The sequence below is a fragment of the Candidatus Palauibacter soopunensis genome (genome assembly GCF_947581735.1).
GTDB classification, from domain to species: Bacteria; Gemmatimonadota; Gemmatimonadetes; order Palauibacterales; family Palauibacteraceae; genus Palauibacter; species Palauibacter soopunensis.
Genome location: NZ_CANPVT010000008.1, coordinates 97,934 through 124,134, shown reverse-complemented (window position 1 = coordinate 124,134; position 26,201 = coordinate 97,934). Strand labels below are relative to the sequence as shown.

Annotated in this window: 19 protein-coding genes; 6 read left to right on the top strand and 13 right to left on the bottom strand. The window is 70.3% G+C overall.

The features are described 5' to 3' along the window. Positions 1-58: 58 nt before the first annotated feature. The 12 genes from RN901_RS04590 to RN901_RS04535 form a co-directional block, all read right to left on the bottom strand. Positions 59-847 carry a cyclase family protein gene (locus RN901_RS04590; RefSeq protein WP_310756428.1) on the bottom strand — a complete coding sequence of 263 codons (789 nt, stop codon included), beginning with the start codon at positions 845-847 and terminating at the stop codon, positions 59-61. 112 nt (positions 848-959) lie between these two features. Further along, the gene (locus RN901_RS04585) at positions 960-2,528 is read right to left on the bottom strand and encodes an acyl-CoA synthetase (protein WP_310756426.1); all 1,569 of its coding nucleotides are present in this window, start codon (positions 2,526-2,528) and stop codon (positions 960-962) included. After that, complete coding sequence (locus RN901_RS04580) at positions 2,525-3,421, bottom strand: xanthine dehydrogenase family protein subunit M (RefSeq protein ID WP_310756424.1); 897 nt, start codon at positions 3,419-3,421, stop codon at positions 2,525-2,527. Before RN901_RS04580 ends, RN901_RS04585 begins: the two co-directional genes overlap by 4 nt. Then, positions 3,418-5,808, bottom strand: coding sequence for a xanthine dehydrogenase family protein molybdopterin-binding subunit (locus tag RN901_RS04575; RefSeq protein WP_310756422.1), 2,391 nt, complete (start codon positions 5,806-5,808; stop codon positions 3,418-3,420). The genes RN901_RS04580 and RN901_RS04575 overlap by 4 nt, the downstream gene beginning before the upstream one ends. 16 nt (positions 5,809-5,824) lie before the next feature. Then, positions 5,825-6,358, bottom strand: a complete 534-nt coding sequence (locus RN901_RS04570; RefSeq protein WP_345782352.1) for a (2Fe-2S)-binding protein — start codon at positions 6,356-6,358, stop codon at positions 5,825-5,827. A 5-nt stretch (positions 6,359-6,363) separates the two neighbouring features. Continuing rightward, on the bottom strand, positions 6,364-8,391 hold the full coding sequence (locus RN901_RS04565; RefSeq protein ID WP_310756418.1) for an Ig-like domain-containing protein: 2,028 nt from the start codon (positions 8,389-8,391) through the stop codon (positions 6,364-6,366). A 98-nt stretch (positions 8,392-8,489) separates the two neighbouring features. Further along, positions 8,490-10,169, bottom strand: a complete 1,680-nt coding sequence (gene asnB / locus RN901_RS04560; RefSeq protein WP_310756416.1) for an asparagine synthase B — start codon at positions 10,167-10,169, stop codon at positions 8,490-8,492. Between the two features lie 3 nt (positions 10,170-10,172). Beyond that, positions 10,173-12,488 (bottom strand): choice-of-anchor B family protein, encoded by a 2,316-nt coding sequence (locus tag RN901_RS04555; protein ID WP_310756414.1) that lies wholly within the window; start codon positions 12,486-12,488, stop codon positions 10,173-10,175. 14 nt (positions 12,489-12,502) lie between these two features. Further along, entirely contained in the window at positions 12,503-13,945 is a 1,443-nt protein-coding gene (locus RN901_RS04550; protein WP_310756412.1) for an MBL fold metallo-hydrolase, read from the bottom strand. 45 nt (positions 13,946-13,990) lie between these two features. Continuing rightward, positions 13,991-15,172, bottom strand: coding sequence for a M20 family metallopeptidase (locus RN901_RS04545; RefSeq protein WP_310756410.1), 1,182 nt, complete (start codon positions 15,170-15,172; stop codon positions 13,991-13,993). Beyond that, positions 15,169-15,915 carry a zinc ribbon domain-containing protein gene (locus tag RN901_RS04540; RefSeq protein WP_310756408.1) on the bottom strand — a complete coding sequence of 249 codons (747 nt, stop codon included), beginning with the start codon at positions 15,913-15,915 and terminating at the stop codon, positions 15,169-15,171. Before RN901_RS04540 ends, RN901_RS04545 begins: the two co-directional genes overlap by 4 nt. A gap of 74 nt (positions 15,916-15,989) precedes the next feature. Then, positions 15,990-17,264, bottom strand: a complete 1,275-nt coding sequence (locus RN901_RS04535; RefSeq protein ID WP_310756405.1) for a M20/M25/M40 family metallo-hydrolase — start codon at positions 17,262-17,264, stop codon at positions 15,990-15,992. Between the two features lie 140 nt (positions 17,265-17,404). On the opposite strand from RN901_RS04535, the gene RN901_RS04530 reads away from it, so the two are divergent. The 4 genes from RN901_RS04530 to RN901_RS04515 are packed head-to-tail and all read left to right on the top strand — an operon-like array spanning position 17,405 to position 20,991. After that, positions 17,405-17,839: a cytochrome c maturation protein CcmE gene (locus tag RN901_RS04530; RefSeq protein WP_310756403.1), complete on the top strand. Its 435-nt coding sequence runs from the start codon at positions 17,405-17,407 to the stop codon at positions 17,837-17,839. 1 nt (position 17,840) lies between these two features. Further along, the gene (locus tag RN901_RS04525) at positions 17,841-19,907 is read left to right on the top strand and encodes a heme lyase CcmF/NrfE family subunit (protein ID WP_310756401.1); all 2,067 of its coding nucleotides are present in this window, start codon (positions 17,841-17,843) and stop codon (positions 19,905-19,907) included. After that, the gene (locus tag RN901_RS04520; RefSeq protein WP_310756399.1) at positions 19,904-20,458 is read left to right on the top strand and encodes a redoxin domain-containing protein; all 555 of its coding nucleotides are present in this window, start codon (positions 19,904-19,906) and stop codon (positions 20,456-20,458) included. Before RN901_RS04525 ends, RN901_RS04520 begins: the two co-directional genes overlap by 4 nt. Then, complete coding sequence (locus tag RN901_RS04515) at positions 20,458-20,991, top strand: cytochrome c-type biogenesis protein (protein WP_310756397.1); 534 nt, start codon at positions 20,458-20,460, stop codon at positions 20,989-20,991. The genes RN901_RS04520 and RN901_RS04515 overlap by 1 nt, the downstream gene beginning before the upstream one ends. Before the next feature lie 47 nt (positions 20,992-21,038). Here the strand turns inward: RN901_RS04515 and acnA are convergent, their stop codons facing one another. Then, positions 21,039-23,822, bottom strand: coding sequence for an aconitate hydratase AcnA (gene acnA, locus RN901_RS04510; protein WP_310756395.1), 2,784 nt, complete (start codon positions 23,820-23,822; stop codon positions 21,039-21,041). 196 nt (positions 23,823-24,018) lie between these two features. Here acnA and RN901_RS04505 point away from each other — a divergent pair, with 196 nt between their 5' ends. Together RN901_RS04505 and RN901_RS04500 are read left to right on the top strand one after the other, a co-directional pair. Then, positions 24,019-25,443 (top strand): ABC transporter substrate-binding protein, encoded by a 1,425-nt coding sequence (locus RN901_RS04505; RefSeq protein WP_310756393.1) that lies wholly within the window; start codon positions 24,019-24,021, stop codon positions 25,441-25,443. Further along, a complete protein-coding gene (locus RN901_RS04500) occupies positions 25,440-26,201 on the top strand; it encodes a hypothetical protein (protein ID WP_310756391.1) in 762 nt (253 codons plus the stop codon). Before RN901_RS04505 ends, RN901_RS04500 begins: the two co-directional genes overlap by 4 nt.

Genomic DNA, 26,201 nt, shown 5'->3' with positions numbered 1-26,201 from the left:
ACCTCTCCGTCTTAAGACTTCCTCGGGCACTCGTGTCCGCCCGACCGTCCATTGCCAACTATTCCTCGAGGAACGCCACCACGCGGCAGAAGGCGGCTTCTCCTCCCTTGAACTTCCAGGGGAAGCACCCGATGGTGAGCCGCCGGTTCTGCAGTTCCGGAGCGGCGATCCGGCCGCCGAGGTTCTCTATGTGCATGCAGTTGTGCGGGAAGAGCGCATTGTGCGTGAGCTGATAGTGCTCCTCGGGAAACAGTTCCTCCACGGCCTCGGCCCCGCCGAACACCTTTTCGGCCATTGCCCGCACGCGGTCGCAGTGTCCGAACGTGCCTTTTCCGAGGAATCTCCCGATGGGGAGGTTCATGGGATGATCCGTGGAGATCACATCCACGCCCCAGACCTTGATCTTCCGGTCGATGAGCCACTGCACCATGTCCGGGTGCGCGCCGGGGTGGGTATGGACGTAGCGCTCCTCGTTCGCGTCGGCGCCGAACTGGGCGAAGCGCTCCCAGCCCGTGTGCAGGATCAGGAGGTCTCCATCGCGGATCTCCACCCTCGATTCGATCATCTCGGGCGTGTACACGGCGAGGTCGCTCATCTCGTCGCGCAGGTCGACGATGACGCCGTCGCCATACAGCCACTCCAAGGGGATCTCGTCGATCGTCATCCCGTTCGTCACGAAGTGGCGGGGCGCATCGAGGTGCGTGCCCATGTGGTTCGAGGTCTGGATGTACTGCGCGTTCACGCCGTGTTCGACCTTGCGCTTGATGTACTTGACCTCGAACGGGGGATAGTACGGCCAGAAGAAGCAGTCCTGATTGAGGGGCTGCGAGAGATCGTAGAGTTTCATGGGCGATCGGCTCCACTCGGTTCGAGGTTGAAGCGGCGAGGACCAACGGGCGTACGCTCCCCCATCCGGTCGGGGAACGCAATGCCGGGGGCCGGCGGCCCGTGGCAAGGAGTCACGACGGCGCGGACGGGATGTCGAAGAGGGCCTGCACGGCGGGCTTCCGCACCTTGCCCATCGCGTTCCGCGGCAGGTCTCCGACGCAGAGCCAGGCGCGGGGCACCTTGTAGCGCGCGAGCCGCTCCCGGACCCACGGATCCAGCCGCTCGGGGAGCGAGTCCGATTGCGACGCCGTGCCGGGCTCGGGGACGACCGCGGCGGCGATCCGCTCGCCCCAGTCATCGTCCGGGATTCCGACGACGGCGCAGTCCCTCACCGCCGGGTGCGTGCGCAGCAGTTCCTCGATCTCGACCGCCGAGATCTTGTAGCCGCCGCTCTTGAGGATGTCGACGGAGCGGCGCCCCAGAAGACGGTAGTAGCCGTCCTCGAGGACCGCCTCATCTCCGGTCCGGAACCACCCGTCGACGAAGGCGGCCGCCGTCTCTTCGGGACGCCGCCAGTATTCGGAGAACACCATGGCGCCGCGGATCCGGATCTCGCCCGATTCTCCCGGTTCCAGGGCTTCCGTGCCTTCCGCGAGCACGCGCCCCGTGGCCGGGCGCACGAGACGCAGGCCGACGCCGGGAAGAGGCTGGCCCACGGTGCCCGGCCGCCGCTCGCCGTCGTACGGATTCGAGAGCCCCATGCCGATCTCCGTCATGCCGTAGCGCTCGAGGAGACGGTGCCCCGTGATCTCCTCCCAGCGCTCGAACACGCGCACGGGGAGAGCCGCCGACCCCGACACCATGAGCCGGAGCGCGCCCGCGCCCCGCGACCATCGCCGGCGCGTCGAGCCATCCGCGGCATCCCAGGCTCGCAGGAGCTTGGCGTAGATCGTCGGCACGGCCATGAACACGGTGATGTCGTCCGAGGCGAGCCGCTCCCAGACGCCTGCCGGATTGAACGGCCCGGCGAACTCCACCGTGGCCCCCGCGTAGAGCGGACAGCAGAGCGCGTTGACGATCCCGTGCGTGTGGTGGAGGGGGAGGACGTGGAGGACGCGGTCGTCGCGCCCCCACCTCCACGCGTCGAGCAGCGACCGGATGTGCGCCTCGATCTGGCCGTGCGTCGTCACGACCCCTTTGGGACGTCCGGTCGTGCCGCTGGTATAGAGGATCATTGCCGGCCGATTCGTCCCGACCGGCGGCAGCGGACGCGGGTCGGGCGGGTCGGACGCGGAGAAGCCCGCGTCCGAGTCGGCTGCGTCGTGGAACGGGATGCCGCGCGCCTGCGCGGGGCCCTCGATGCGACGTCCCGTCCCTCCGGCCCCGATGAGCGCGGCGCAGTCCGCGTCGTCGATCACGTATTCGATCTCGGGCGCGGGATGGTCCGGGCAGAGGGGGACGGCGATCCCGCCGGCGCGCCAGATGGCCCACTGGGTGACGACGTAGTCGAATCCCGGCTCCATGAGGAAACCGACCCGGGCCCCGTCCAGATCGGCGGCATCGGCGTCGGCAAGGAGATGTCGGGCCTGCCGCCGCGATTGCGCTTCGAGTTCGCCGTACGTGCGGGCCGCGCCACCCGAGAGCACGGCGACCCGATCCGACCGCTCCGCAGACGGGTGGAAGAGCGCGGGGCCGGTCAAGTCCGGGCGCGATCCGCCGCGCGCGACAGCACGCGCTTCGTCAGCACGCGGATCAGGTGTCGGCGGTACGCCTCGCTCGCGTGCATGTCGGCGGCGGGTTCGGACGTCTCCGCGCACGTGGCCGCGGCGGCTTCGAGCGCTTCGAGCGTCGGCTCGGCGCCGACGAGCGCCTGCGCGGCTTCTCTCATCAGACAGGGGGTGGATCCCCCGTTCACGAGCGAGATGGCGGCGTCTTCGCACACCCCGCCGGAGTTCAGCCGCACGCGCGCCGCCACGCCGGCGAGGGCGTAGTCGCCCCGGCGCCGGGCCACCTCGTCGAAGGCCGTCCCTTCTCCCGGGGCGGACGGAGGCACGTCGATGGCCGTGAGGAGTTCATCGGGCTCGAGCGCGGAGAAAAACGGGCCGAGGAAAAAATCGTCCAGATCGAGGGTCCGCTCCACCCTGGAGCCGGGCTCTCCGCCCCGTGAGCGGCGCACGATCCGGACCCGCGCCCCGAGCGTGAGGAGGACGGCGGGCAGTTCCGCGGCCGGATCGGCGTGCGCCACGGATCCGCCCACGGTGCCCCGCGAGCGGATCTGGGGGTGTGCGATGAAGGGCGCCGCCTCCGCCAGGAGCGGGACCCGCCGCGCGACGAGCGGATCGGACTCCAGTTGGCGATGCCGGACCATGGCGCCGAGACGCAGCCCTCCGTCCCCCGTCTCTTCGATTCGCGACAACTCTTCGATCCCGTTCAGGTCCACGAGACGTTCCGGCGCCGCGAGACGGAAGTTGAGCATCGGCACGAGGCTCTGTCCGCCCGCGAGAGGCCGCGTCTCGAGCGACGGTTCCGCGAGCGTCTCCAGCGCCTCATCGAGGTCGGCCGCCGCCACGTACTCGAAAGCCGGCGGCTTCACGACGGCCCTCCCGCCGGCTCCGAACGCGACGCCGGCCGTGGCTCGCGGTGCGCCCGCAGAAGTTCGAACAGACGGCCGGGGCTCAACGGGATGTCGAGGATCTCCAGTCCCGGAGCGACGTCCGCCAGCGCATCCTCGACGGCCTGCGCGAAGGCGGCCGCGACCGGGATCGCGCCGCCCTCCCCCACTCCCTTCGTCCCCAGGGGATTCAGCGTTGAAGGCGTCTCGAGGTGGGCCGTCTCGATCGCGGGGACGTCCGTCGATGTCGGGAGCAGGTAGTCCATGAACGAAGCGTTGCTCGTCCCCCCGAACTCGTCGAACACGAGTTCCTCGTAGAAGGCGTTGCCGATTCCCGCCGCGACGCCGCCGTGGATCTGGCCTTCCACGATCGTCGGGTTGATCACCGTCCCGCAGTCGTGCACGACGAGGTAGCGCAGGATCTCGACCATGGCCGTCTCGGGGTCGACCGCCACGACGACGGCGTGCGTTCCGTTCGCGGTCGTCCCGTACGGCGGGCCGAAGTACGAGGTCGCCTCCAGCCCCGGCTCGGTGCCCGGCTCCACGGCCCCGCGCAGCGGGTTGGCGCTCAGCGCGAGCGCGCCGAGATCGACGGAAAGGTCCGGGGCGCCCCGCACGCGGGCGGCGCCATTGGCGAGTTCGAGGTCATCGGGATCGACCTCGAGCGCCTTCGCGGCGTGGCGCAGGATCTTCTCCCGCACGGACTGTGCCGCGGCGTGGATCGCGTTGCCGGCCACGACCGCCCCGCGGCTCGCGAACGTGCCCGTTCCCCAGTGGAAGTCGCTCGTGTCGCCCGTCACGACCCGCACGTCGGACGGCGTAACTCCGACCGCGTCGGCCACGATCTGCGCGAAGGCGGTGAAGTGGCCCTGGCCCTGGGTGCCCACACCGGTCGCGAGCCGGACCGTCCCGCCGGGCTCGACCGTGATCCGCGCCCCCTCGTAGGGACCGATGCCCGTCCCCTCCACGTAGTTGACGACGCCGACGCCGACCACGCGTCCGTCCGCCTGCGACCGCTCGCGTTCCCGCGGGAACGTCTCGTGGCCGACGAGACGGACGGCCTCCTCCAGCGACTCCTCGTAACTCCCGCTGTCGTACCGGAGCGGGGCGAAGTCCTGGTACATGATCTCGTGGTTGTAGGGGAACTCGTCCGGGCCGATCACGTTGCGGCGGCGGATCTCGACCGGATCGAGGCCGAGGCCGCGGGCCGCGAGGTCGAGCAGCCGCTCCATGATGAACACGCCGTGCTGCCGGCCGGCCCCCCGTACGGGCGTGACGATCGGCTTGTTCGTGAAGGCGACCCGGAACTCGCTCTCGTAGCTCGGCACCCGGTAGGGTCCGAGAAGCGTGCACTGGGTGTTGATCGGGATCGTGAGACCGTAGGGGTCGTACGCACCCGAATCGTGGATGAAAATGTCCCGCACGCCCAGGATCCGGCCCTCGCGCGTCACCGCGATCTCCGCCTCGTGCAGCTGTCCGCGCTCCTGGGTGGTGGCGAAGAAGTTCTCGTAGCGGTCCTCGACCCACTTCACCGGTCGCCCCAGTTGAATCGAGGCCCAGGGGACGAGGATCTCCTCCGCATAGAACATGATCTTCGGGCCGAACCCGCCGCCCACGAAGGGGGCGATGAACCGCACCTGCGACTCCGACAGGCCGAGGGCGGCGGCCACGACGTTGCGCACCGGAATGGGGGCCTGCGTCGTGTCCCATACCTGCAGCCGGTCGGCCCGCGCATCCCACTCCGCCACGACGGCCCGGTTCTCGATCGCGCCCCCGATCCCCCGGTCGTAGGAGAAGCGGCGCTCCAGGACGAGGTCGGCCCGCGCGCGGGCGGCGGCGTAGTCCCCCTTCGTCTGCCGGACGTGCGCCGCGAGGTTCGACGGAAGGTCGTCGTGGATCCGCGGTGCGTCGTCATCGAGCGCCCGCCCGAGATCCACGACGGGATCGAGCGGTTCGATGTCGGCCTCCACGAGCTGGGCCGCGTCCTCGGCCACGTAACGGCTGTCCGCGACGATCATCGCCAGCGCCTCGCCCTGGTGCCGGATCCGCTCGCGGACGAGGGGGAGCGCGGTGCGCGCGTGGAACACCAATCCTTCGAGCGGCGGCGGCGGCACGAGTACCGAGCCGGGCCGGAGGAGCGGACCGAGATCGGCGGCCGTGAACACGGCGTGGACGCCGGGGTGCGCCCGCGCGCTCTCCACGTCGAGTCCGCGCAGCCGTCCGGCCGGCAGGTCGCTGCGTACGAAGGCGGCGTGCAGCGCCCCCGCCGGCTCCACGTCTTCCACGAATTGCGCGCGGCCGGTCAGCAACCGCGCGTCCTCGTTGCGCGGCACCCGCGCCCCGACCCACGTCCCGCCCGCCCGGCTCATGCGCGGTCCGTCCGGCTCAAGGGTCCCCACCGTCCCGGTCGGCGCCGGGGCCGTCCCCCGCGAGGCGCTCGGCCGCGAGCGCGACCCCCTCCACGATGTTGTGGTAGCCCGTGCAGCGGCACAGGTGGCCGGACACCGCCTCGCGGATCTCCTCCCGCGCAGGCGCCGGGTTGTCGCGCAGGAAGGCCTCCGCCGTCATCAGGATCCCCGGCGTGCAGAAGCCGCACTGCAGACCGTGCGCCTCGTGCAGGGCCTGCTGGACCGGGTGCAGTTGTTCGACGGAGATCGCTTGCCCCGGCGCCGTCGCGGCGAGCCCCTCGACGGTCGTCACTTCGTGCCCGTCGACCTGCACCGCGAACATGAGGCAGGCCCGCACGGGCTCCCCGTCCAGCTGCACGGTGCACGCCCCGCACACCCCGTGTTCGCACCCGACGTGCGTGCCCGTAAGCCCGACTTCGGCGCGCAGGAAGTCCGACAGGAGCAGCCGCGGCTCCACCTCTCCGGACCACGCGATGCCGTTGATCCGGGCGGATATTCTCACGGAGTTCAATCCCGTTACGGGACGAGTTCCTGGCGCGGCTGGAGCTTCACCGCCCACAGCCCGCTGAAGTACTCCGCGAAGAAGAGGTTCCCCTTGTGGATCTGGGGGCCCCAGGTGAAGGGCGCGTTCGCCACCACGCCGTCCGGATCGTACGCCATGTAGCGCGCGACCTCCCGGCCCTGCTCGCCCAGGTTCCCCTTCAGTTCCCCGGAGATGTCGAGCACCCTCAGCCCGCCGTTGTAGAACGCGGCGTAGAGCTTGTCGTCCTCGATCCACATGTTGTGCGAGCCCGCTTCGGGGATCTCGTAGCGCGCGACCTCCTCCGGGTTCGCGGGATCCGTGAAGTCGACGACGTGGATGTAGCCCGACATGAACTGCGGCGTGCGTTCCGGGTCCTGTCCGTCGAAGCCCGGGCGCCCCGCCTCGTCCCCCATGAACACGTAGAAGCGTCCCGTCGGACTCCGGTACGGGAAGGCCGCGTGCGTCCGCCCGCCGATGTCGCGGAAGCGCGCGATCTCCACCGGGTTGGACGGCGAGCCACCGCGGTCGCCGCCCCCGACGTCAATGAGCACGACCCCGTCGCCCCAGTTCGACGTGTACGCAATCCCGTCCACGATCCAGATGTCGTGGATCGCGTGCCCCGGCGTGTCGAGTTCGAACCGGCCCACGCGGTGCGGGCTGGCCGGGTCCTCGATGTTGATCACGTCGAAGCGGCGCCCGTTGTTCACCGCGTACACGTGACCCTCGTGGATGAAGAGGTTGTGGACGCCGCCCGTGAGCTCGTCGTCGAACACGGAGATCGTCGTCACGTCCCGCGGGTTCCGGCAGTCGAGGATGACGATCCCGTTGCGCCGATTCGAGGCGCCCTCGCGCGAGATCACGCAGATCTCCCCGTCCTCGCTCACCTTCACATCGTTCGTCGTGCGCGCATCGACGACGACGGAGTCCGTGAGGACGGGGCTCGCCGGATCCGTCACATCCCAGAAATAGACGGCCCCCGCCGCGGCGTGCGTGCCGGTGATCGCGTAGTCGCGACGATCGACTCCCTCCCACACCCACAGGTCCGAGGTGCGCTCGTTGTTGACTTGTCCCTGCCCCACGAACGTGACTTCCTGCGAGGCGTGCCGCGGATGGACTTCCAGCGCGGTGCGCGCGGCGCGGCCGGGCACGTTGGCGACGACCGTGTACACGCCGGGGAAGTAGGCCACGAACCGGCCCTTCTCATCGATCTCCGCCGGAGGAATGTCGGCCGTCGCCTCGATGAAGGGATCCGACATCACGGTCCAGGTGACCGGGAGGTCGCCCACCGCGCCGCCCATCGCATCCTCGACCGTCGCCTCGAAACGCACCACGTCGCCCGTTCGCGCCCGCTCCGCGCTCCCGGACACCGTCAGGCGAGCGGCGGGGTTGTCCCTGACGTCGTAGCGGACCTCCGCGGCGATCCCCTCCGCTTCCGCCTGCAGCACGACCTGTCCGGGCGCGTGCGCCGTGAGGATGCCGAAGCGGTCCACGGTCGCGACGCCCTCGTCGGAGGTGGACCAGCGGATCTCGCCGTCACGCTCGTCCTCCGCGGTGTCGAGCAGCGTGGCCCGGTGACGCGTCGCGACGCCGACATACGTCGACCCGCCGGAAGGCGTCACATCGATCCGGTCGAGCGGCGGAAAGGCCACGCTCACCATGGCCTCCCCGCGCAGGCCACGCGCCGTCGCGACGATGGCGGAGATCAGAAACTCACCGCCCTTGACCGCTCTGATCCGGCCCGTCGCCCGGTCCACGTCGATGCTCTGCCGCGCGCTCCCGCTCCGTCCGTCCGCGAACGACGGGAAGAACAGAACCTGGGCATCGACCGTGTTGCCCTCCGCATCTAGGACGCGCGCCGTGAGCGTCACCTCCTCCCCCACGTCGAGCGACACCGCACCCGGCACGATCTCGACCGATACCGCCTCCTGCGCCACGGCGGGCGGACTCACCGCGAGCGCACCGGCGCAGAGTGCGAGAAGGGCGGTCAACCGGAGTTCGGCAAGACTGGCAGGGGTCTTCATCGTTCGACCTTCGTCATCCGGGAGTTTGTCGTCGGGAGAATCCACCGGGATGACCTCAAGATGCCCGCCCCGCGAGGGGCCACGCAAACGATGGACCGTCAGTAGCTGTGGGCGTGGACGCCCTGCACGGCGCGGCCCGAGGGATCCGCCATGTCCGCGAAGGCGGGGTCCCAGGCGATCGCAGCGGGCGTGCTGCACGCGATGCTCGGGCCCTCCGGGACGCAGCGGACGGCCGGCTCGCCCGGGAAGTGCGACGCGAAGATGGAGCGGTAGAGGTACGCTTCCTTCGTGAGCGGCGTGTTGGTGGGGAACCGCGCCGCCGCCCTCGCGAGCTGCCCGTCGCCGATCTCGCCCTCGGCCATCTCCTTCAGGCTGTCGATCCAGGAATAGCCCACGCCGTCGGAGAACTGCTCCTTCTGCCGCCACAGGATCTCGTCGGGGAGGAGTCCCTCGAACGCCTCGCGCAGGATGTGTTTCTCCATGCGTCCGTCCGCCGGCCGCTTCGACTCCGGATCGAGGGCCATGGCGACATCGAGGAACTCGCGGTCGAGGAAGGGGACGCGCGCCTCCACGCCCCAGGCCGCCATCGACTTGTTCGCGCGCAGGCAGTCGTACTTGTGGAGCTGATCGAGCTTGCGGACGGTCTCCTCGTGGAACGCCCGCGCGTCGGGGGCCTTGTGGAAGTAGAGGTAGCCCCCGAAGACCTCGTCGGCGCCCTCGCCCGAGAGCACCATCTTGATCCCCATCGCCTTGATGCGGCGCGCCATGAGGTACATCGGCGTGGACGCCCGCACCGTCGTCACATCGAACGTCTCCAGGTGGCGGATGACCTCGGAGACCGCGTCGAGTCCCTCCTGAAGGGTATAGACGATCTCGTGATGCACCGTGCCGATCGCGTCCGCTGCCGCCCGCGCCGCCGCCACGTCCGGCGACCCCTCGAGCCCGACGGCGAACGAATGCAGCCGCGGCCACCAGGCCTCCTCCGCATCCCCCGTCTCCACGCGCCGGCGCGAGAACTTCATGGCCAGGGCCGAGATGATGGACGAGTCGAGGCCGCCGGAGAGGAGGACGCCGTACGGGACGTCCGACATCAGCTGCCGGTGCACCGCCTCCTCCAGCGCGTCGCGCACCCGCGCGGGATCCGTCGGCCCGTCCGCCACGTGGTCGTACTCGCGCCACCCCGGCCGGTAGTACGGCACCGGCTGGCCGTTACCGTCACCGCTGTCGAGCATGTGGCCCGGCGGGAAGTCGTGGATCTCCGGACAGGTGTCGATGAGCGCCTTCATCTCGGAGGCCACGTAGAAGCGTCCGTCGGCGTCCCGTCCCGTGTAGAGCGGCATGACGCCGATCGGATCGCGCGCGATCAGGTAGCGGTCGCGCGTCTCATCGTAGAGCGCGAAGGCGAAGATCCCGCTCAGCTCGTTGAGCCACTCCGCGGCGGCGTCGGGCCGCCCTTGGTACAGGGCGAGGATGACCTCGCAGTCCGAGCGGGTGCGGAACGGATAGCCGCGCGCCACGCCCTGCTCCAGCTCCGTGTGGTTGTAGATCTCCCCGTTGACCGCGAGCACCGTCGTGCGGTCCGGGCCGAACAGGGGCTGCGCCCCGCTCTCCACGTCGACGATGGAGAGCCGTTCGTGGGCCAGGATAGCCCGCTCGCCCGCGTAGATGCCGCTCCAGTCCGGCCCGCGGTGCCGCTGGCGCCGCGAAAGGTCGAGCGCCCGGCGGCGGAGGCCCGTCGCGCCGGGTTCGATCTCGAAGATGCCGAGGACGGAACACATGGGTCAGGGGACAAGCCGCTCTGCCCGCGCCTTCACGAGAAACAGCCCCTCGCGCCGGCTCGAGAGCAGGATCGTCCCGCTCTCGAAGTACGGATAGACGCTCCACGTGCCGTCGAAGCCGGCCGCGTCCTCGCCCCAGGGCGTGGTATCGAAGCTGCCCGCCTCGGTCGGATTCTCGGGGTCGCTGATGTCGAGCACGCGCAGCCCGGCGCGGTTGTTCGACATGTAGAGGCGGTCGCCGCGCACGTAGAGGTTGTGGTCCGTGACCTTCGTCGGGCTGTAGTACTCCCGGACGAGGAGCGGATCGTCGAGGTCTTGCAGATCCCACACGAGGGTCCGCGTCGCGTCCACCTGCCCGCTCACCTCATCGAGTTCGTCGTTGGAGTAGAAGTAGGCGTGGTCTTCGGTGAGCCAGCCCTGGTGCGCGTAGGCCACGTTCGCGTACTCGGCCCGCGCCACGGCGACGGGGTTCGACTTGTCCGTCACGTCGGCGATCGAAATCGCCGTCTCGTTCGCGTTCACGCAGATCTCCCGGCCCGCGTAGTCCTCGTCGGGGCCGTGGTAGATCACGCACTGCGTGTCGTGCGAGTTCCCGGTGTTGCGGCGTCCGGTGTTCGGGTGGGCGAAGCAGCCGACGAACACGGGATTGAGCGGGTCGTTGATGTCGACGATGTGCGAACCGCCGCCGCACGTCTCGCCTCCGCCGGAGGCGCCCACCAGGTACGCGAAGCCCGTCTCCTCGTTGATCGCGACGTTGTGGACCGAGGCGACCTCCTCGTACAGCGCCGTGGGCTTCCATTCCCGGGGCTCCGTGACGTCGCGCAACTGGGTGAGGTCGAAGACCTGCATCCCGTGCTGTCCCGCCCCGTCGGCGACGACGAACATGTGATCCCCGAACACCTTCATGTCGCGCCACGTGTTCGACCGGCTCCCGGGCGTCTTGGCGAAGTTGCCGAGATACCGCGGGTTGAACGGATCCGTGACGTCGACGAACGCGATGCCGTCCATGCGGCCCACGAGCGCGTATTCCCGTTGCGTCGCCGGATCGGTCCAGCCCCACACGTCGTTGAGGCGGACGCCGCGGGGGGCGCCGAGTTCTTCCCGCGGAATGAAGGACAGGAGGTCCACGCGGTCGCAGTCGAAGCCCTCCGCGAGCCCCTCTTCGCAGTCGATCTGGCCGCCCGAGATCGAGGAGAGCCCGACCTGCTCGCTCGCGAGACGGACCAACCTGCTGGACCGGATGTCCATGAGCACGGCGGACCCGGCCCCGAAGTCGTCGGCGGGCAGACCCGCGACCACCCGGCCGCTCCCCGCGGCCACCACGCGTCCCACCTGGACCGGTTCCCGGCCCGGCATGTCGAACCCGGCTTCAACGGTCCAGCCGTCCTCGGAGCGTTCCATCCGGTACACGAGACCCCTTCCGCCGGCCAGGGGCGCGCCGACCCACGCGGTGGCGCCGTGCACGGCGAGCGCGGCGCCGAACGCGGTGGGGGCCGCGTTGTCGGGCGCCACGGTCTCCGCGAGCTGCCACTCCCCGGCGGCGTCCCTCGCGAACCGGTGGATGGCGCCGAGCCCGGCATCCTGACCGGCCGCGCCGACCAGCGCCTCCTCGCCCGCGAACGCGACCGCCGACCCGAACGCGCGCCCCGCGTCTCCGCCCTCGCCGCCGAGCCGCGCGACGCGCTGCCAGCCCGCGTCCGCCTCGAAGCCGAAGAGGTACGCCTCGCCGCGACCCTCAGCGACGAGCGGCGCGCCGACCAGCGCGAGGTCGCCGCCGAGCGCGATCGAAGCCCCGAACCCCGCCGGCGCGCCATCCGCTGCCAGGCGTGCTTCCTCCTCCCAGCCTCCGTTCACGCGCCGGTAGGCAACGACGACGTCCTGCCCGCCCGCGCCGTCCGCGGCCGCGACGAGGAGGTGCGTGTCCCCGGCGGCCAGCGAACGCCCGAACGCCTCCAGGCCGGGCGAGGAGATCTCCGCGGCGTGCCGCCATTCGGCACCCTCGCGCTCGAACACGTGCACGGCGCCCGCCCCCGGTGCGCCCACGAACAGGTGCGGACCGCCGGCCGCCAGCGCTGCCCCGAAGCCATCTCGTGCCGCCGAGTCCGGCGCGTACAGCGCCTGGACCTCCGTCCAGCGGCCGTCTCGGAAGACGCGGACGCTTCCGGGCTCACGCTCGGAGGTGGGCTCCCCCACCAGAACTCCGCCCCCGGCCACGAGCACCGAAGTGCCGAATCCCTGTGCGGCGAGCGCCGCGGGACCGACGATCGAGACCAGGACGGTGAAGGCGGCCAGGGTGGCGGCCAACGATCGGATCTTCATGACTGTGACCATGCTTAGGGTCCTCCGGTTTCCAGCGATCCCGCATACGCGGTGAACAGGTCGTTGATGTAGTGCACGTCGCGCCCCTCGCGGGCCAGATAGCTCGCGGCCACCGCGGCCCGCGCGCCGCTCAGGCAATGTACGAGCAGCGAACCGTTCGACGGCAGCCGGTCCGCGTAGTCGGGCAGCCGAGTGTAGGAGGCGTTGACCGCCCCGGGCAGGTGCGACGCCGCGTACTCCGACGCGTATCTCACGTCGAGGACGTCGCCCCGCCCATCTTCCGAGAGCCGGCTCGCCGCCTCGAGGTCGATCTCGGGAATCGCGGCCGCCTCTCCGCCATCGTGAAAGTATCGTTCGACGGCTTCGTGCTCCACGAAGCCCCTCACGTCGTCGAACCCGATCCGCACCAAGCGCCGCACCGCCCACTCGAGATCCGCCTCATCGATGAGGAGCGTGACCGCCGCGCCCTCCGTCAGGACCGAGCCCGCCGCGGTGCAGAACGACTTCGTTAGTGGGACGTAGACCGACCCCGGGAGGTGCCGCGCCATGAAGGCCGACCGGTCCGGCCGCGTGTCGATCACGACCTCGCCTGCGCGCGAACCCGCCCGGGCGCGAGACGCCGCCTCGCGCGGAGAGGTCCGAGACGGCCGCGGAAGGCCGCCCAGCACGGGGGCGCCGTCCCGGTTGTCACGCTTCATGCGGGCGAAATACATCGGCGGCTCGGGCTGACCCTCGAGGATATGGGAGATGAACGCGTCCTCCCCTCTCAGCGCCGCCGCGATCGCCGGGCTGAAGCGTCTTTCATACCCCACGGTCGTCTCCGGCACCGCCCCGAGCGCCTTTCCGCACGAGGAACCGGCGCCGTGGGCCGGCCACACCTGCAGGTAGTCGGGCAGGTCGAGGAAGCTCCGCACCGAGCCGTACAGCCGGCGTGCGGCAGGCGTCATCGCTCCCGTGACCCGCGCCGCCGTCTCGAGCAGGTCGGGCCGGCCGAGGTCTCCCACGAAGACGAAGTCCCCGGAGAGCAGGCCCATGGGCTCGTCGGCCCCGGCACCGCGGTCCGTGACCAGAAACGACATGTGCTCGGGCGTGTGCCCCGGCGTATGCAGCGCCCGGAAGTCGACGTCGCCGGTTTCGAAGCGGGCGCCGTCGCGGAGCGGCACATGGTCGTAGCCCCCGTCGCGGGCCCACTCGTAGCGCCAGTCGGGGCCGCCTTCATCCGACAGGTAGAGCCGAGTCCCGAAGCGTTCGGCGAACTCCCTCGCGCCGGAGAGGAAATCGGCGTGAATGTGCGTCTCGGCCACGGCGACGATGCGCAGCCCCTCGCTCGCCGCCAGATCCACGTAGCGGTCGATGTCGCGCTGGGGATCGAACAGGATCGCGTCTCCGGTACGCTGGCACCCGATGAGGTACGCGTACTGCGCGAGCGTGTCGTCGAAAACCTGTCGAAAGAACATCTCGTCGAAGCCGCCTCTCGAAGCCCTCCGGCGGGCCGGCCGCCGCTACGGCGCCGCGATCAGCCCCGCCAGCAACGCGACGCGCTCCACGGCCCGGTCGATCCACACGAACTCGTGCCGGGCGTGGGCGCCGTCGCCGACCGCCCCCAGCCCGTCGAGCGTCGCCGTGTACTGGCTCGTCAAGTTACCGTCCGAGCCGCCGCCCGCCGATCCCTCCTCGAGTTCGAGGCCGATCTCGTCCGCCACCCGGAGCGCCCGCTCCCATAAAGCGACGTTGCGCGGCGTACGCTCCAGCGGCCCCCGGGCCGCCACCTGCGTGACCCTGATCCGCGTCCCGGGCACGGTGGGCTCCAAGCCGAACATCCCCTCGCGGATCCGGTCGGCCTCCGCGGCCGTCCACACGCGCACATCCACCTCGCAGCTGGCGCTCGCCGCGACCACGTTGGGGCGGGAGCCGCCCTCGATGAGCCCCACGTTCATCGTCGTCCCGGCCCCGGGGTCCGCCAGGCGGTCGATCTGCCGGATCGCGTGGGCGAGTTCGAGGATCGCCGACGCCCCCTCTTCCGGGGCGAGTCCCGCGTGCGAACTCCGTCCTGCGACCTCGACGTTGTACTGGCCGATCCCCTTGCGCCGCGTCTTGAGCCGGCCGCCGGGACCCAGCGCGGGTTCGAGGACGAAGGCCCGGGACGCGCGACGCGCCAGGTCGCGAATCAACGGCTCGGATTCCGGGCTCCCGATCTCCTCGTCCGAGTTGATGAAGAAGACGGGTGCGACGCCCGCGTCCAGCCCGAGGTCCCGGAGCGTCCGCAGCGCGAACACGCCGATCGCGAGTCCCGTCTTCATGTCGAAGGCGCCGGGACCCCAGAGGCGCCCGTCCGACACCCGCACCGGCATGTCCCGCAGGGTCCCGATGGGCCACACCGTGTCCATGTGCCCCACGAGAAGTTGTGCCCCGCCCGCCGCGGCCCGCCCGTCGGCCGCCCCGGGGCTCCGCGCCAGCAGGTGGCCGCCGCTCGCCTGTCCCGGGATGTGCTCTACGTCCAGACCGAGGTCGTTCAAGGTTTCCGTGAGGATCGCGCCGATGCCGCGCTGGGCCTCCGGATCGGTGGAAGGGGATTCCTCCAGCACGAGTTGGGAGATGAAATCGACAAACTCGTCGCGCAGTTCGGCCATTCGGCCGCTCACGGCCTGCGCGGGCGTGTGTCCGTTCGCGCCGGAGCCGGTCACGCGCCGCCCCCTCCTTCTCCTCCATCCGTTTGCATCACTCCCTCGATCAGCGTCCGGTGGGCCTGGTACTCGGGGAGGTCCGGAATCCCCCCGGCCTCCTCCACTCGGGACCGGATGCGGGATCTGAGCGCCTCCGCCGCGTCCGCGTCCCCCTCGAAGTCGGCCGCGCGCGCGGCGAGCAGGAGCCCGAGCAGGTGCTCCGGATGCGCGGTCAGGATCTCATCCGCCTGCTCCCGGGCGAGGCCGGACTCGCCCATGAGGAGACGGAGGAGGCCGACGTGGAATCGCGCGTCCGCATCGATCTCTTCCCGAGGGACCGCGTCGTACGCTTGCAGCGCCATGTCGATGAAGAAGGCGGCGCGCTCGAAGTCGCCGCCTTCATGTTCCCGCATCACGCGCTCGAAGAGCCGGTCCGCGACACCGCGCGGGCCCATGGCGGCGAGTTCCTCCATGCTCGGCATGCCGGCGCCCCCGGCAGGGCCCTCCGCCGCCGGGCCACCCGCCGCCTCGCCGGGGAGGCCGCCCGTCATCGTCATGTCTCCGATCCGCGTCACGCTTCCCCGCTGGACGAGCACCGCGATCATCACCGAGAAGACCACGAGCCCGAGGCCCGAGAGGACCCACGGGAGCCGGGCCGAGCGCGGTTTCCGCGGGGGAGCGCCCACGGGCGTACCGCACGCGGCGCAGTAGAGGGCGTCTTGCCGCAGCGGCGCCTGGCAGGCCGGACATCCCGCGCGCTGCACGAGCGGGGCTCCGCATTGCGCGCAGAAGTTGCCCGACGCGGGGCTCCCGCAGCGCGGGCACGCCGCGGCGCCGTTCATTGGGGTCGGTCGGCCCGGTCGCCGAGCCGCACGGTCGTCGCGTGCTCGTCGCCATCACGCAGATAGCGGAGGACGACCTCGTCGCCCGGCCGGTACGCCGCGAGGGCGTCGGTGAACGCCTGCAGATCCCCGACCTCGTAATCGCCGAGACCGATGAGGACATCTCCTCTGGCGAGGCCGCCGCCCGCCGCCGGCGACCCCTCCGTGACCCCGGCGAGGAGCACGCCGAAGTCCACCGGCGTGAAGTCGGGCACGGTCCCGAGCCAGGCCCCGTAGCCTCCGGCGCGCCGCTCACGCTCGCCCACGCCGGGGATGACGGCCAGCCGGTCGCGCCGTTCCGCCAGCACCCGCGCGACGTTCTCCGTGAGGCGGGCCACACGTTCCAGGCCCGAAGCATCGACCTTCTCCGCGTCATCGGTGTGCCGGTGATAATCGGAGTGGACGTTCGTGAAGAAGTGGAGGACGGGGATGTCGTTCGCATAGAACGAGGTGTGGTCGCTGGGTCCGAACCCGGCCTCCTCCCACGCGAGCGGAATCCCGAGATCCGCGTTCGCCGCGGGGATGATCTCCTCCCACTCGGGCGCCGTTCCCGTCCCGTACACGATCAACTCGTCGTCCTCGAGCCGCCCCACCATGTCGAGGTTGATCATGGCCACGGTCTCCTCCAGCGGAATCGCCGGATGGTTCGCGTACCATGCGGAGCCGATCAGCCCCAGCTCCTCTCCCGTGAAGGCGATGAACACGATCGACCGCGCCGGACGGAGCCCGCCGCGCAGCGCGCGCGCCGCCGCGAGGACGGCTGCCACGCCCGAGGCGTTGTCGTCCGCCCCGTTGTGGATCTCGCCCACCTCCCCGGTACTCCCGAACTCGCCCAGCCCGAGGTGGTCGTAGTGCGCCCCGATCACGACGGCGCTCTGCCGCAACTCGGGATCGCTCCCCCGGAGGATCGCGACGACGTTGCGTCCCCGGCCCGGCGGCGCGTGCGGTTGCGCTGCGCTCGCGAGCGGAAGTTCCTGGAAGAATCCGTCCTCCCCGCCCGGCTCGAGGTCGAGCGAGGCGAACATCGCCGCGATGTAGTCGCCCGCGCACCGCTCCCCCGCGCTCCCCGAGAACCGGCCACCGAGCGCGTCGTCCGCCAGGTATCGCACCGTCTCCATCGGCGTCCCGAGCCGCGCGCCGTATTCGGGGCAGGCCGCCTCATCCTGCTGGCCCTCGAGCCCTCCGGAGGCGGCGAGCGAGACGAACCACACTGCGAGGGTCACGCGGATCACGGGGAGTGCTTCTCCTTCTTCGAGGCGAGCGCGGGTCTACCTCCGCGAGGTTCGCGCCTCGGCGGTCCTGTGGCAAGCGCGCGGCGGAGCGTGCATCTTGCGGGGCGTGCCGCACGATGGTCTTTGAAGGCGAGGCGACGTTGAGACGGAAACTCTGGATGCTGGCGGGGCTCGCTGCGATCGCGGTGGCGATCACGGTGCTCGCGGCGGGCGGGTTGAACGAGAACATGGTGTTCTTCCTCACGCCCGCCGAACTCGAGGCCCGCGGAGTCGAGGTCGTGGACCAGCCGATCCGGCTCGGCGGCCAGGTCAAGCCGGGGAGCGTGGACTGGAATCCCGAGTCCGCCGAACTGCGTTTCGTCATCGGCGAGGAGAACATCGAGATCCCCGTCGTAAGCACGGGCGCGCCCCCGTCGATGTTCCAGCCGGGGATGGGCGTCGTTGTCGAAGGGGCCTACGGGAACGATGGCGTCTTCCGCGCCACGAACCTGATGGTGAAGCACTCGAACGAGTACGCCCCTCCGGAGCACGCGGGCGACGCGGGCCAGGTCTACAAGTCCCTCCTCGAAAACTAGAATGCTGAGCACGCTCGGCTACGCCTCCGTCATCGCGGCGTTACTGGCCGCGATCGTGGCCACGGCGGCCGGCGGCTGGGCCGGTCTGTCACGCTCCGGCGGGGAGGTGTCCACGGCCCTGGCCCGGCGGGCCGCCTACCTCGCCTTCTTCGCGATGTCGGGCGGGATGCTCGTGATGGAGATCGCCCTCCTCACGCACGACTTCAGCGTCGAGTACGTGGCGCGCGTGGGGAGCCGCGAGACGCCGACCTATTACACGGCGATCTCGCTCTGGAGCAGCCTCGAGGGCTCGATCCTCTTCTGGGGCTGGATCCTCGCCGGCTACGGGGCGCTCTTCGCCTTCACCCGGCGCCGCGAGTTCGGGGCGCTGCGGGCCGCCGGCGAACCGCTGACCGCGCTCGGCGGCGGACTCGCGCACGGCCTCCGCACGACCCCCCTCGTCATCGGCGTCATCGCCGTCGTCCAGCTCTTCTTCTTCGGCCTCCTCGCGGGGGCGGCGAATCCGTTCGGCATCGTGGACCCGGCGCCGGCCAACGGCCCCGGACCCAATCCCCTCCTCCAGAATCATCCGCTCATGGGCTTGCACCCGCCCATGCTCTACTTCGGGTTCGTGGGGATGACGGTGCCCTTCGCCTTCGCGATCGCGGCCCTCCTGCGGGGGAACGTCGAGGCGCGCTGGCTGCGGGACGCCCGCCGCTGGATGGTCGCGGCGTGGGCCTTCCTCACGATGGGGATCATCGGCGGCGGCTGGTGGTCGTACGAGGTGCTGGGCTGGGGGGGCGCCTGGGCATGGGATCCGGTGGAGAACGCGTCCTTCCTCCCGTGGCTCACGGCCACCGCCTTCCTGCACTCCGCGATGGTCCAGGAGCGGCGGGGGATGCTGAAGACGTGGAACCTCACGCTGATGATCTCGACCTTCCTCCTCACCCTGTTCGGGACGTTCCTCACGCGGTCGGGCGTCATCGACTCCGTGCACGCCTTCACCGAGGGCGTCATCGGGCCCGTGTTCCTCGCCTTCATCGCGGTGGTCGCGATCGCGTCGCTGGCCCTCATCGGCTGGCGGAGCAACCGGCTGCGCGCGCCGGGCCAGGTGGAGAGTCCCGCGTCGCGTGAGTCCGCCTTCATCCTCAACAACCTCCTCTTCGTCGGCTTCACGTTCACGGTCCTCCTGGGCACGATGTGGCCGCTCGTCGTGGAGGCGCTGCGAGGCGACCGGATCAGCGTGGGACCGCCGTATTTCGACCAGGTCGCCAGTCCGATCGGACTGGCGCTCATCTTCCTGATGGGGGTCGGGCCGGCGCTGCCGTGGCGGCGGGCGGGGCGGGAGCAGTTGAAGCGGTCGTTCGTGTGGCCGGCCATCATCGGGGCCGCAGCCGGACTCCTCACTTTCGCGCTCGGCATGCGGGACTTCCTCCCCAACCTCACGATCGCCTTCGCCGCCTTCGTGCTGACGACGATCGCGGACGAGTTCCGCAAGGGGATCGCGGCGCGGCGGAGGATCGCGGAGCGCTCGTTCCTCGGCGCGCTTCGGGACCTGTTCACGCGCACGGGACAGCGCTACGGAGGCTACATCGTGCACGTCGGCGTGATCGTCATCGCGCTCGCGATCTCCGTCGCGTGGACATGGAAGACGGAGCGGGAGATGACGCTCCGGCCAGGCGAGCGGCTCGCGATCGAGGACTACGAGGTGGAACTCATTGAAGTGTGGGGACGGGAGGAACCGCACCGGTTCGTCATCGGGGCGACGTTCGCGGCCTACCGTAACGGGCGCGGGATCGGCGAGGAGCGGCCGCGGATCAACTTCTACACCGCCACGGGACAGAACATCGCGACGCCTGCCGTGAAGAGTTCGCTCACGAGCGACCTCTACCTCACACTGATGGCGGTGGACCCGGAGAGCGGGGCGCACGCGACGGTGCGGGCGATTGTGAACCCGGGGATCGTCTGGCTCTGGATCGGCGGGATGATCATGGGCGTGGGCGCCCTGATCGCGATCTGGCCGTGGGGCCGGAGCCGGGTGCGGGCGGCGGGGGCCGAGCTGCTCGCCGATCCGGCGGCCGCGGCATGAAGGGCTGGTGGCGGTGGGCCCTGCCCCTGGCGGCGCTGCCCGTACTGGCGCTCCTCTACTGGGGGCTGGGGCAGGACCAGCGGCGGCTTCCGTCCGCGCTCGAGGGGCGCGAGGCGCCCGCGTTCCGGCTCGCGAACCTATATGACCCGAGCGATTCGGTGAGCCTGAGCGACTTCGACGGAAAGGTCGTCGTGCTCAACTACTGGGCGTCGTGGTGCATCCCGTGCATCGCCGAGCATCCGGTGCTCGTGCGCCTGCGCGAGACGTACGATCCCGAGGAGGTGGCGCTCATCGGCGTCCTTTTCCAGGACACGCCGGAGAACGGGATGCGCTTCATCGAGGAACTGGGCGGGGAGTGGCCGCTCGTGACGGATCCGGGCAGCCTGACCGCGATCGAATACGGCGTGTACGGGGTGCCCGAGACCTATTTCATCGGCGCCGACGGCGTGGTCGCGCTGCGGCACGACCTCGCGGTGACCTGGGACCTCGTCGAGCGGAACGTGGACTCGCTGCTCGTCGCCCGGGACGCCGCCCGTCCGGCGGGAAGCTGATGCGCGCCGCATTCGCCGGGGCCGTCCTCGCCCTGACCGGAGTCGCCCTCCAGACGGCGCCCGCCGCCGCGCAGACGGTAGACGGAGCCCTCGACGGCATCGAGCGGCCGGCCGCACCGGGCGAGCCGGTCCGCAGCGCCGAGATCGACCAGCGGACGGCGGAGATCGGCGCCACCCTGCGCTGCCCCATCTGCCGCCAGCAGTCCGTCGCGGAGTCGTCCGCGCGCATCGCTCGCGAAATGCAGGACGTGATCCGCAACATGCTCATGGACGGTCGCACCGCCGAGGAGATCGAGGCCTATTTCGTGGAGGCCTACGGCCCCTGGATCCTCCTCAAGCCCCGGGCCGAAGGCATGAACCTCCTCGTCTACGCCGGTCCCGGCCTGGCCTTCCTCCTCGGCGGGTTTCTCGTTGCGCGCCGCATCCGGCGCGGCCGGCGTCGCGACGAGGAAGAGCGCGACGAACCCGTGCCGCCGGACCATTTGCGGAAGGCGGACCGGAGGTGGCTGGAGGCCGCGATCAGGGGGTCCTGAGCGCCGGCGGACGTTCCTGCGCGGACGCCCCCGACCCACGATCCGGCTCAGGCTTCCAGTTGCTGCCGAAGGACCGTCTGGAGGATGCCGCCGTTGCGGTAGTAGTCCACCTCGACCTCCGTGTCCAGCCGCGCAATCGCCTCGAAACGCGTCTCCGACCCGTCGTCCGAGACCGCCGTCACCCGGATGGCGTCCTTCAGCTTCAAGCCGTCCGCGATGCCCGTGATGTGGAAGGTCTCGTTACCCGTGAGCCCCAGCGTCGCGGCCGTCTCCCCCTCGCGGAACTGGAGGGGCAGGATCCCCATCCCGATGAGGTTCGAGCGGTGGATGCGCTCGTAACTCACCGCGATCGCCGCCCTCACGCCCAGGAGGAAGGGCCCCTTGGCTGCCCAGTCGCGGCTCGATCCCGAACCGTAGAGCGCACCGCCGATGACGATCGTGGGCGTCCCCTCCTCCTGATAGCGCGTGGCGGCGTCGAAGATCGACAACTGCTCGCCGCTCGGGACGTGGACCGTGAACCCACCCTCCACGCCCGGCACCATCAGGTTCCTGAGCCGGACGTTCGCGAACGTCCCCCGCATCATCACTTCGTGGTTTCCGCGCCGCGCCCCGTACGAGTTGAAGTCCCGGAGGGCCACGCCGTGTGAACGGAGGTAGTCCGCCGCGGGCGAGGTCGGCGCGATCCCGCCGGCCGGGGAGATGTGGTCCGTCGTCACGGCGTCGCCGAGGAGCGCGAGGCAGCGTGCGCCCTCGATGTCCCCGGGTGCGGCGGCCTCCTTCGACATGCCGGCGAAGAAGGTCGGCTGCCGCACGTAGGTCGAGGCCTCGTCCCACGCGAAGCGGTCGCCCATCGGGATCTCCAGCGCGTTCCAGCGCTCGTCCCCCGCGTACACCTCCGCGTACTTGGCGCGGAACATCTCCGTCTTCACGGCGGTGCGGACCGCTTCGTTGATCTCGTCCTGCCCGGGCCAGATGTCGCGCAGGAAGATCTCCTCGCCCCGGTCGTTCGTCCCCAGCGGCTCGCTGTACAGATCGATGTCCATCCGGCCCGCGAGCGCGTACGCGACGACGAGGGGAGGCGACGCGAGGTAGTTGGCGCGCGAATCGGGGCTGATGCGGCCCTCGAAGTTCCGGTTCCCGGAGAGGACGGAGCAGGCGACGAGATCGTTCTCGCGGATCGCGCTCGAGATCTCGGCCGGGAGCGGTCCGGAGTTTCCGATGCAGGTCGTGCAGCCGTAGCCGACGACGTGGAAGCCGAGCTGCTCGAAGTACGGCATGAGGCCGGCTTCCTCGAGGTACTCCGTCACGACCATCGAGCCCGGTGCGAGACTCGTCTTCACCCACGGACGCTGCCTGAGGCCCGACTCGACGGCCTTCCGGGCGAGGAGGCCCGCTCCGACCATGACGGACGGATTCGAGGTGTTCGTGCAACTCGTGATCGCGGCGATGACCACGGACCCGTCGTGAAGTGAGAACTCGTGCGCGTCGCCCTGTTCGTCCGTCAGGCGCACGGCGACGCCGGCCGGGGCCTCCGCCACCGCCACGCCGCCATCGCCGGCCCCGCCCGACCAGCCCGTCATCTGCGTGAGGCCGCCGCCCCCCGCGCCCGGCCCCTTCAGCCCGTCGAGCGCCTCCAGGAACCGCGGCTTGCTCTCCGTCAGCGGCACGCGCTGCTGCGGCAGCTTCGGGCCCGCGATCGCCGGCTCGACGGTCGACAGGTCCAGCTCCACGTGGTCGCTGTATTCCGCGGCGGGCGTGTCCGCGTCGTGGAAGAGGCTCTGGGCGCGGGCGTAGGCCTCGACGAGCGCCACGTGTTCTTCCGAGCGGCCCGTGAAGCGGAGGTACGCGAGCGTCTCCGCGTCGATCGGGAAGATCGCGCAGGTGGAGCCGAACTCGGGCGACATGTTGCCGAGTGTCGCCCGGTCGGCGAGCGAGAGGCCGGCCAGGCCCGGCCCGTAAAACTCGACGAACTTGCCGACGACGCCCGCGCCGCGGAGGACCTCCGTGACCCGGAGGACGAGATCCGTCGCCGTGGCGCCGTCGGGGAGCCGCCCGTGGAGCCGGAAGCCGAGCACGCGCGGGACGAGCATGGAGAGCGCCTGCCCCAGCATCGCCGCCTCGGCCTCGATGCCGCCCACTCCCCACCCGAGGACGCCGAGACCGTTGATCATCGTGGTGTGGCTGTCCGTGCCGACGACGGTGTCGGGATAGGCGGCGCGCTCACCCCCCGTCGCGTCGTCGAACACGACCCGGGCGAGATACTCGAGGTTCACCTGGTGGACGATCCCCGTGCCGGGCGGAACGACCTTGAAGTTGTCGAACGCCGTCTGGCCCCACCGGAGGAAGGCGTAGCGCTCGTGGTTCCGCTCGAACTCGCGCTCGGCGTTGAAGAGGAACGACCGCGCCGTGCCGAAGGAGTCGACCTGCACGGAGTGATCGATGACGAGTTCGCACGGCATGAGCGGGTTGATCGAGGAGGGGTCGCCGCCCAGTTCCGCCATCGCGTCGCGCATCGCGGCCAGATCCACTACGGCGGGCACGCCGGTGAAGTCCTGCAGGAGCACGCGCGCGGGGCGGAACGAGAGTTCGCGACCCGGCGTGGTCTGCGCGTCCCAGCCCGCGATGGCGGCGATGTCCTCCGCCGTCACGGATTGTCCGTCCTCGTGCCGAACCAGGTTCTCCAGCACGACCTTGATCGAGAACGGAAGGCGCGACAGGTCGCCCCCGGTGGCCGAGGCGACTGCCCGCAGGTTGCGGATCGCGACGGGGCCGCCGGGAGCATCCAGCGAAGCGCGCGCGCCGAAGGAGTCGAGATGGGGAAGGTTGGACATGGTGGACCTCATCGAGACCGCGAAGAGTTGTTCCTCTGTGGCAACGTATCGAACCCGAGGCCCCGGATCGACCGGAGAACGGGGCGTCAGGTTGAACATGAATGTACTTGCGAATAAACTCCCATGCCGGGCGGTCCCCATACGATGGACCGGCCTTGGCGACGCGGATGGCCACGCCGCACGCAAGGAGAGGGTATTGTCCGGAAGTCGAAAGGGGACGCAGCCTCCCAACGGACCGCCGGTTCCGAACCGCGATCCGGCTCGGGAGGTCCCGCCGCCACCCGGCGGACTCCTGACGCGCCGCTCCGCGATCCGCGCTGGACTGGCCGGTCTGCTCGGCGCGCCGTTCGCCACATCGCTCGGTGCCTCCACCTCCGCACGACCGCTGGCTCCCGGCCTGCGCTGGAGCGGAAGGCAGGGCGCGCAGCCGGACGACGAGATCGTCCTCGGCGTGTCCGCGGCCTTCTCCGGGCCTTCCCGGGGACTGGGCACCGAACTGTATCGCGGGGCGATGTCCTGTTTCGGACAGGTCAACGAGCAGGGCGGCGTCAACGGCCGCCGGATCGTCCCCAGGCTCTACGACGACGGCTATCAGCCCGATCCGTGCGTGGAGAACACGCTCAAGCTGATGCTGGAGGACGAGGTTTTCCTGCTGTTCGGCTACGTCGGCACGCCAACCGTCACGCGGGTCCTGCCGCTCCTGAAGAAGTTCCAGGACCAGCAGATGTACATCTTCTTCCCCTTCACCGGCGCCCAGCCGCAGCGGGAACCGCCGTACGGGGAGTTCGCCTTCAACCTGCGCGCTTCCTACGGGCAGGAGACCGCCGGGCTGGTCGACAATTTCGTGCGCATCGGGCGCCGGCGGATCGCGGTCTTCTACCAGGCCGACGCGTACGGGCGCAGCGGCTGGGCCGGCGTGAGGGCGGCGCTTGCGAGGCACGGCGAGACGATCGCCGGCGAGGCGACCTACCGGCGAGGCACGCAGTTCACGAGCGTGATGCGGCCGCAGGTCGAGATTCTGCAGGAGGCCTCGCCCGATGCCGTGATCTGCGTGGGCGCCTACGCCGCGTGCGCGGCTTTCGCCCGCGACGCAATGGACCTGGGCCTGCACGTGCCCATCGCGAACCTCTCCTTCGTCGGGAGCGAGAACCTGCTCTCGCTGCTCGTGGGGGCGAGCCGGGACGACCCGGCCTACTACACGCCGTGGCTCGTGAACTCGCAGGTCGTGCCCAGCTACGAAGACACCTCGATCCCGGCCGTACCCGAGTACCGGGACCTGATGGACCGCTACGATCCCCAGGTGCCGGAGGAGCTGGTGGTGGAGCCGTACGACCCGTTCCCGTACAGCTTCACAAGCCTCGAGGGCTATCTGGACGCGAAGCTGCTTGCGGAAATCCTGCGCCGGATCGACGGCACTCCCGAGCGCGGCAAGCTGAACGACGCGGTCTTCTCGGTGCGGAACTACGATCTGGGGATCGGCGAGATGGTGTCGTTCGCGCCCGACCGCCGGCAGGGGCTCCAGAGCGTCTATTACACGGTCGTCGAGGATGGCCGCTTCGTCACGCTGGCCGACTGGGAAGCCAAGTTCGGCCTGGCCGCGACGGGTGACGAGACCTCGTGAGCCAGCCGGAAACGCACGAGATCAGGATCAAGAGGCTCTTCCGCAAGACACGCTTCGGCATCTTCGTGCTTTTCGGGGCCATCGTGTTCTCCACCTCCACGCTCTCCATCCTGACGATCTCCAGCCAGCTGTCGGAGGAGTACGAGAGCAACAGCGCGAACATCGCCAAGAACATCGCCGACTCGAGCGTCGACATCCTGCTCAACCGCAACCTCGCCACGCTGCAGTCGCTCATCGATCAGTTCGTCGAGATCCAGAGCATCCGGTACATCTACATCACGAGCGACACGGGCGAGATCCTGACCCACACCTTCGTCCCCGGCGTCCCCGACGTGATCCGCGAGAGCGACCCGCACGCGACCGAGCCGATCGAGCGCAGTCTGCCCGGGATGGGGGACTTCGTCGAGGTCGGGAGTCCGATCCTGGCGGGCCAGGCCGGGACCGTTCACGTGGGGATGGACCTCGACCTCGTGCGGCTCAAGATCCAGCGCGCCACGGGCAACCAGGTCTACCTCATTTGCATCATCCTCATCGTCGGCGTCCTGGGCTCGATCTGGTTCGTGAAGCTCGCGGTCACGCCGCTGGAGGAACTGCTCTCCTACGTGGTGGGGCTGGCGCGCCGCGACGCGGACGCGCTGAACGACGCCAAGGTCCTGGCGCGCGACGACGAGATCGGGGAGATGGCGCGCCTCATGCTGCACGCCGTGAAGGGTGACGCGTCGGGGGCGGCGTCGAACCCGGGTTCGGGAACGGACTGA

Bases quoted from the DNA above. Each gene is read 5' to 3' on its own strand.
- asnB (WP_310756416.1), bottom strand. From the start codon at position 10,169: ATGTGTTCCGTCCTCGGCATCTTCGAGATCGAACCCGGCGCGACGGGC.
- RN901_RS04555 (WP_310756414.1), bottom strand. From the start codon at position 12,488: ATGAAGATCCGATCGTTGGCCGCCACCCTGGCCGCCTTCACCGTCCTG.
- RN901_RS04565 (WP_310756418.1), bottom strand. From the start codon at position 8,391: ATGAAGACCCCTGCCAGTCTTGCCGAACTCCGGTTGACCGCCCTTCTC.
- RN901_RS04590 (WP_310756428.1), bottom strand. From the start codon at position 847: ATGAAACTCTACGATCTCTCGCAGCCCCTCAATCAGGACTGCTTCTTC.
- RN901_RS04520 (WP_310756399.1), top strand. From the start codon at position 19,904: ATGAAGGGCTGGTGGCGGTGGGCCCTGCCCCTGGCGGCGCTGCCCGTA.
- acnA (WP_310756395.1), bottom strand. From the start codon at position 23,822: ATGTCCAACCTTCCCCATCTCGACTCCTTCGGCGCGCGCGCTTCGCTG.
- RN901_RS04575 (WP_310756422.1), bottom strand. From the start codon at position 5,808: ATGAGCCGGGCGGGCGGGACGTGGGTCGGGGCGCGGGTGCCGCGCAAC.
- RN901_RS04515 (WP_310756397.1), top strand. From the start codon at position 20,458: ATGCGCGCCGCATTCGCCGGGGCCGTCCTCGCCCTGACCGGAGTCGCC.
- RN901_RS04550 (WP_310756412.1), bottom strand. From the start codon at position 13,945: ATGTTCTTTCGACAGGTTTTCGACGACACGCTCGCGCAGTACGCGTAC.
- RN901_RS04525 (WP_310756401.1), top strand. From the start codon at position 17,841: ATGCTGAGCACGCTCGGCTACGCCTCCGTCATCGCGGCGTTACTGGCC.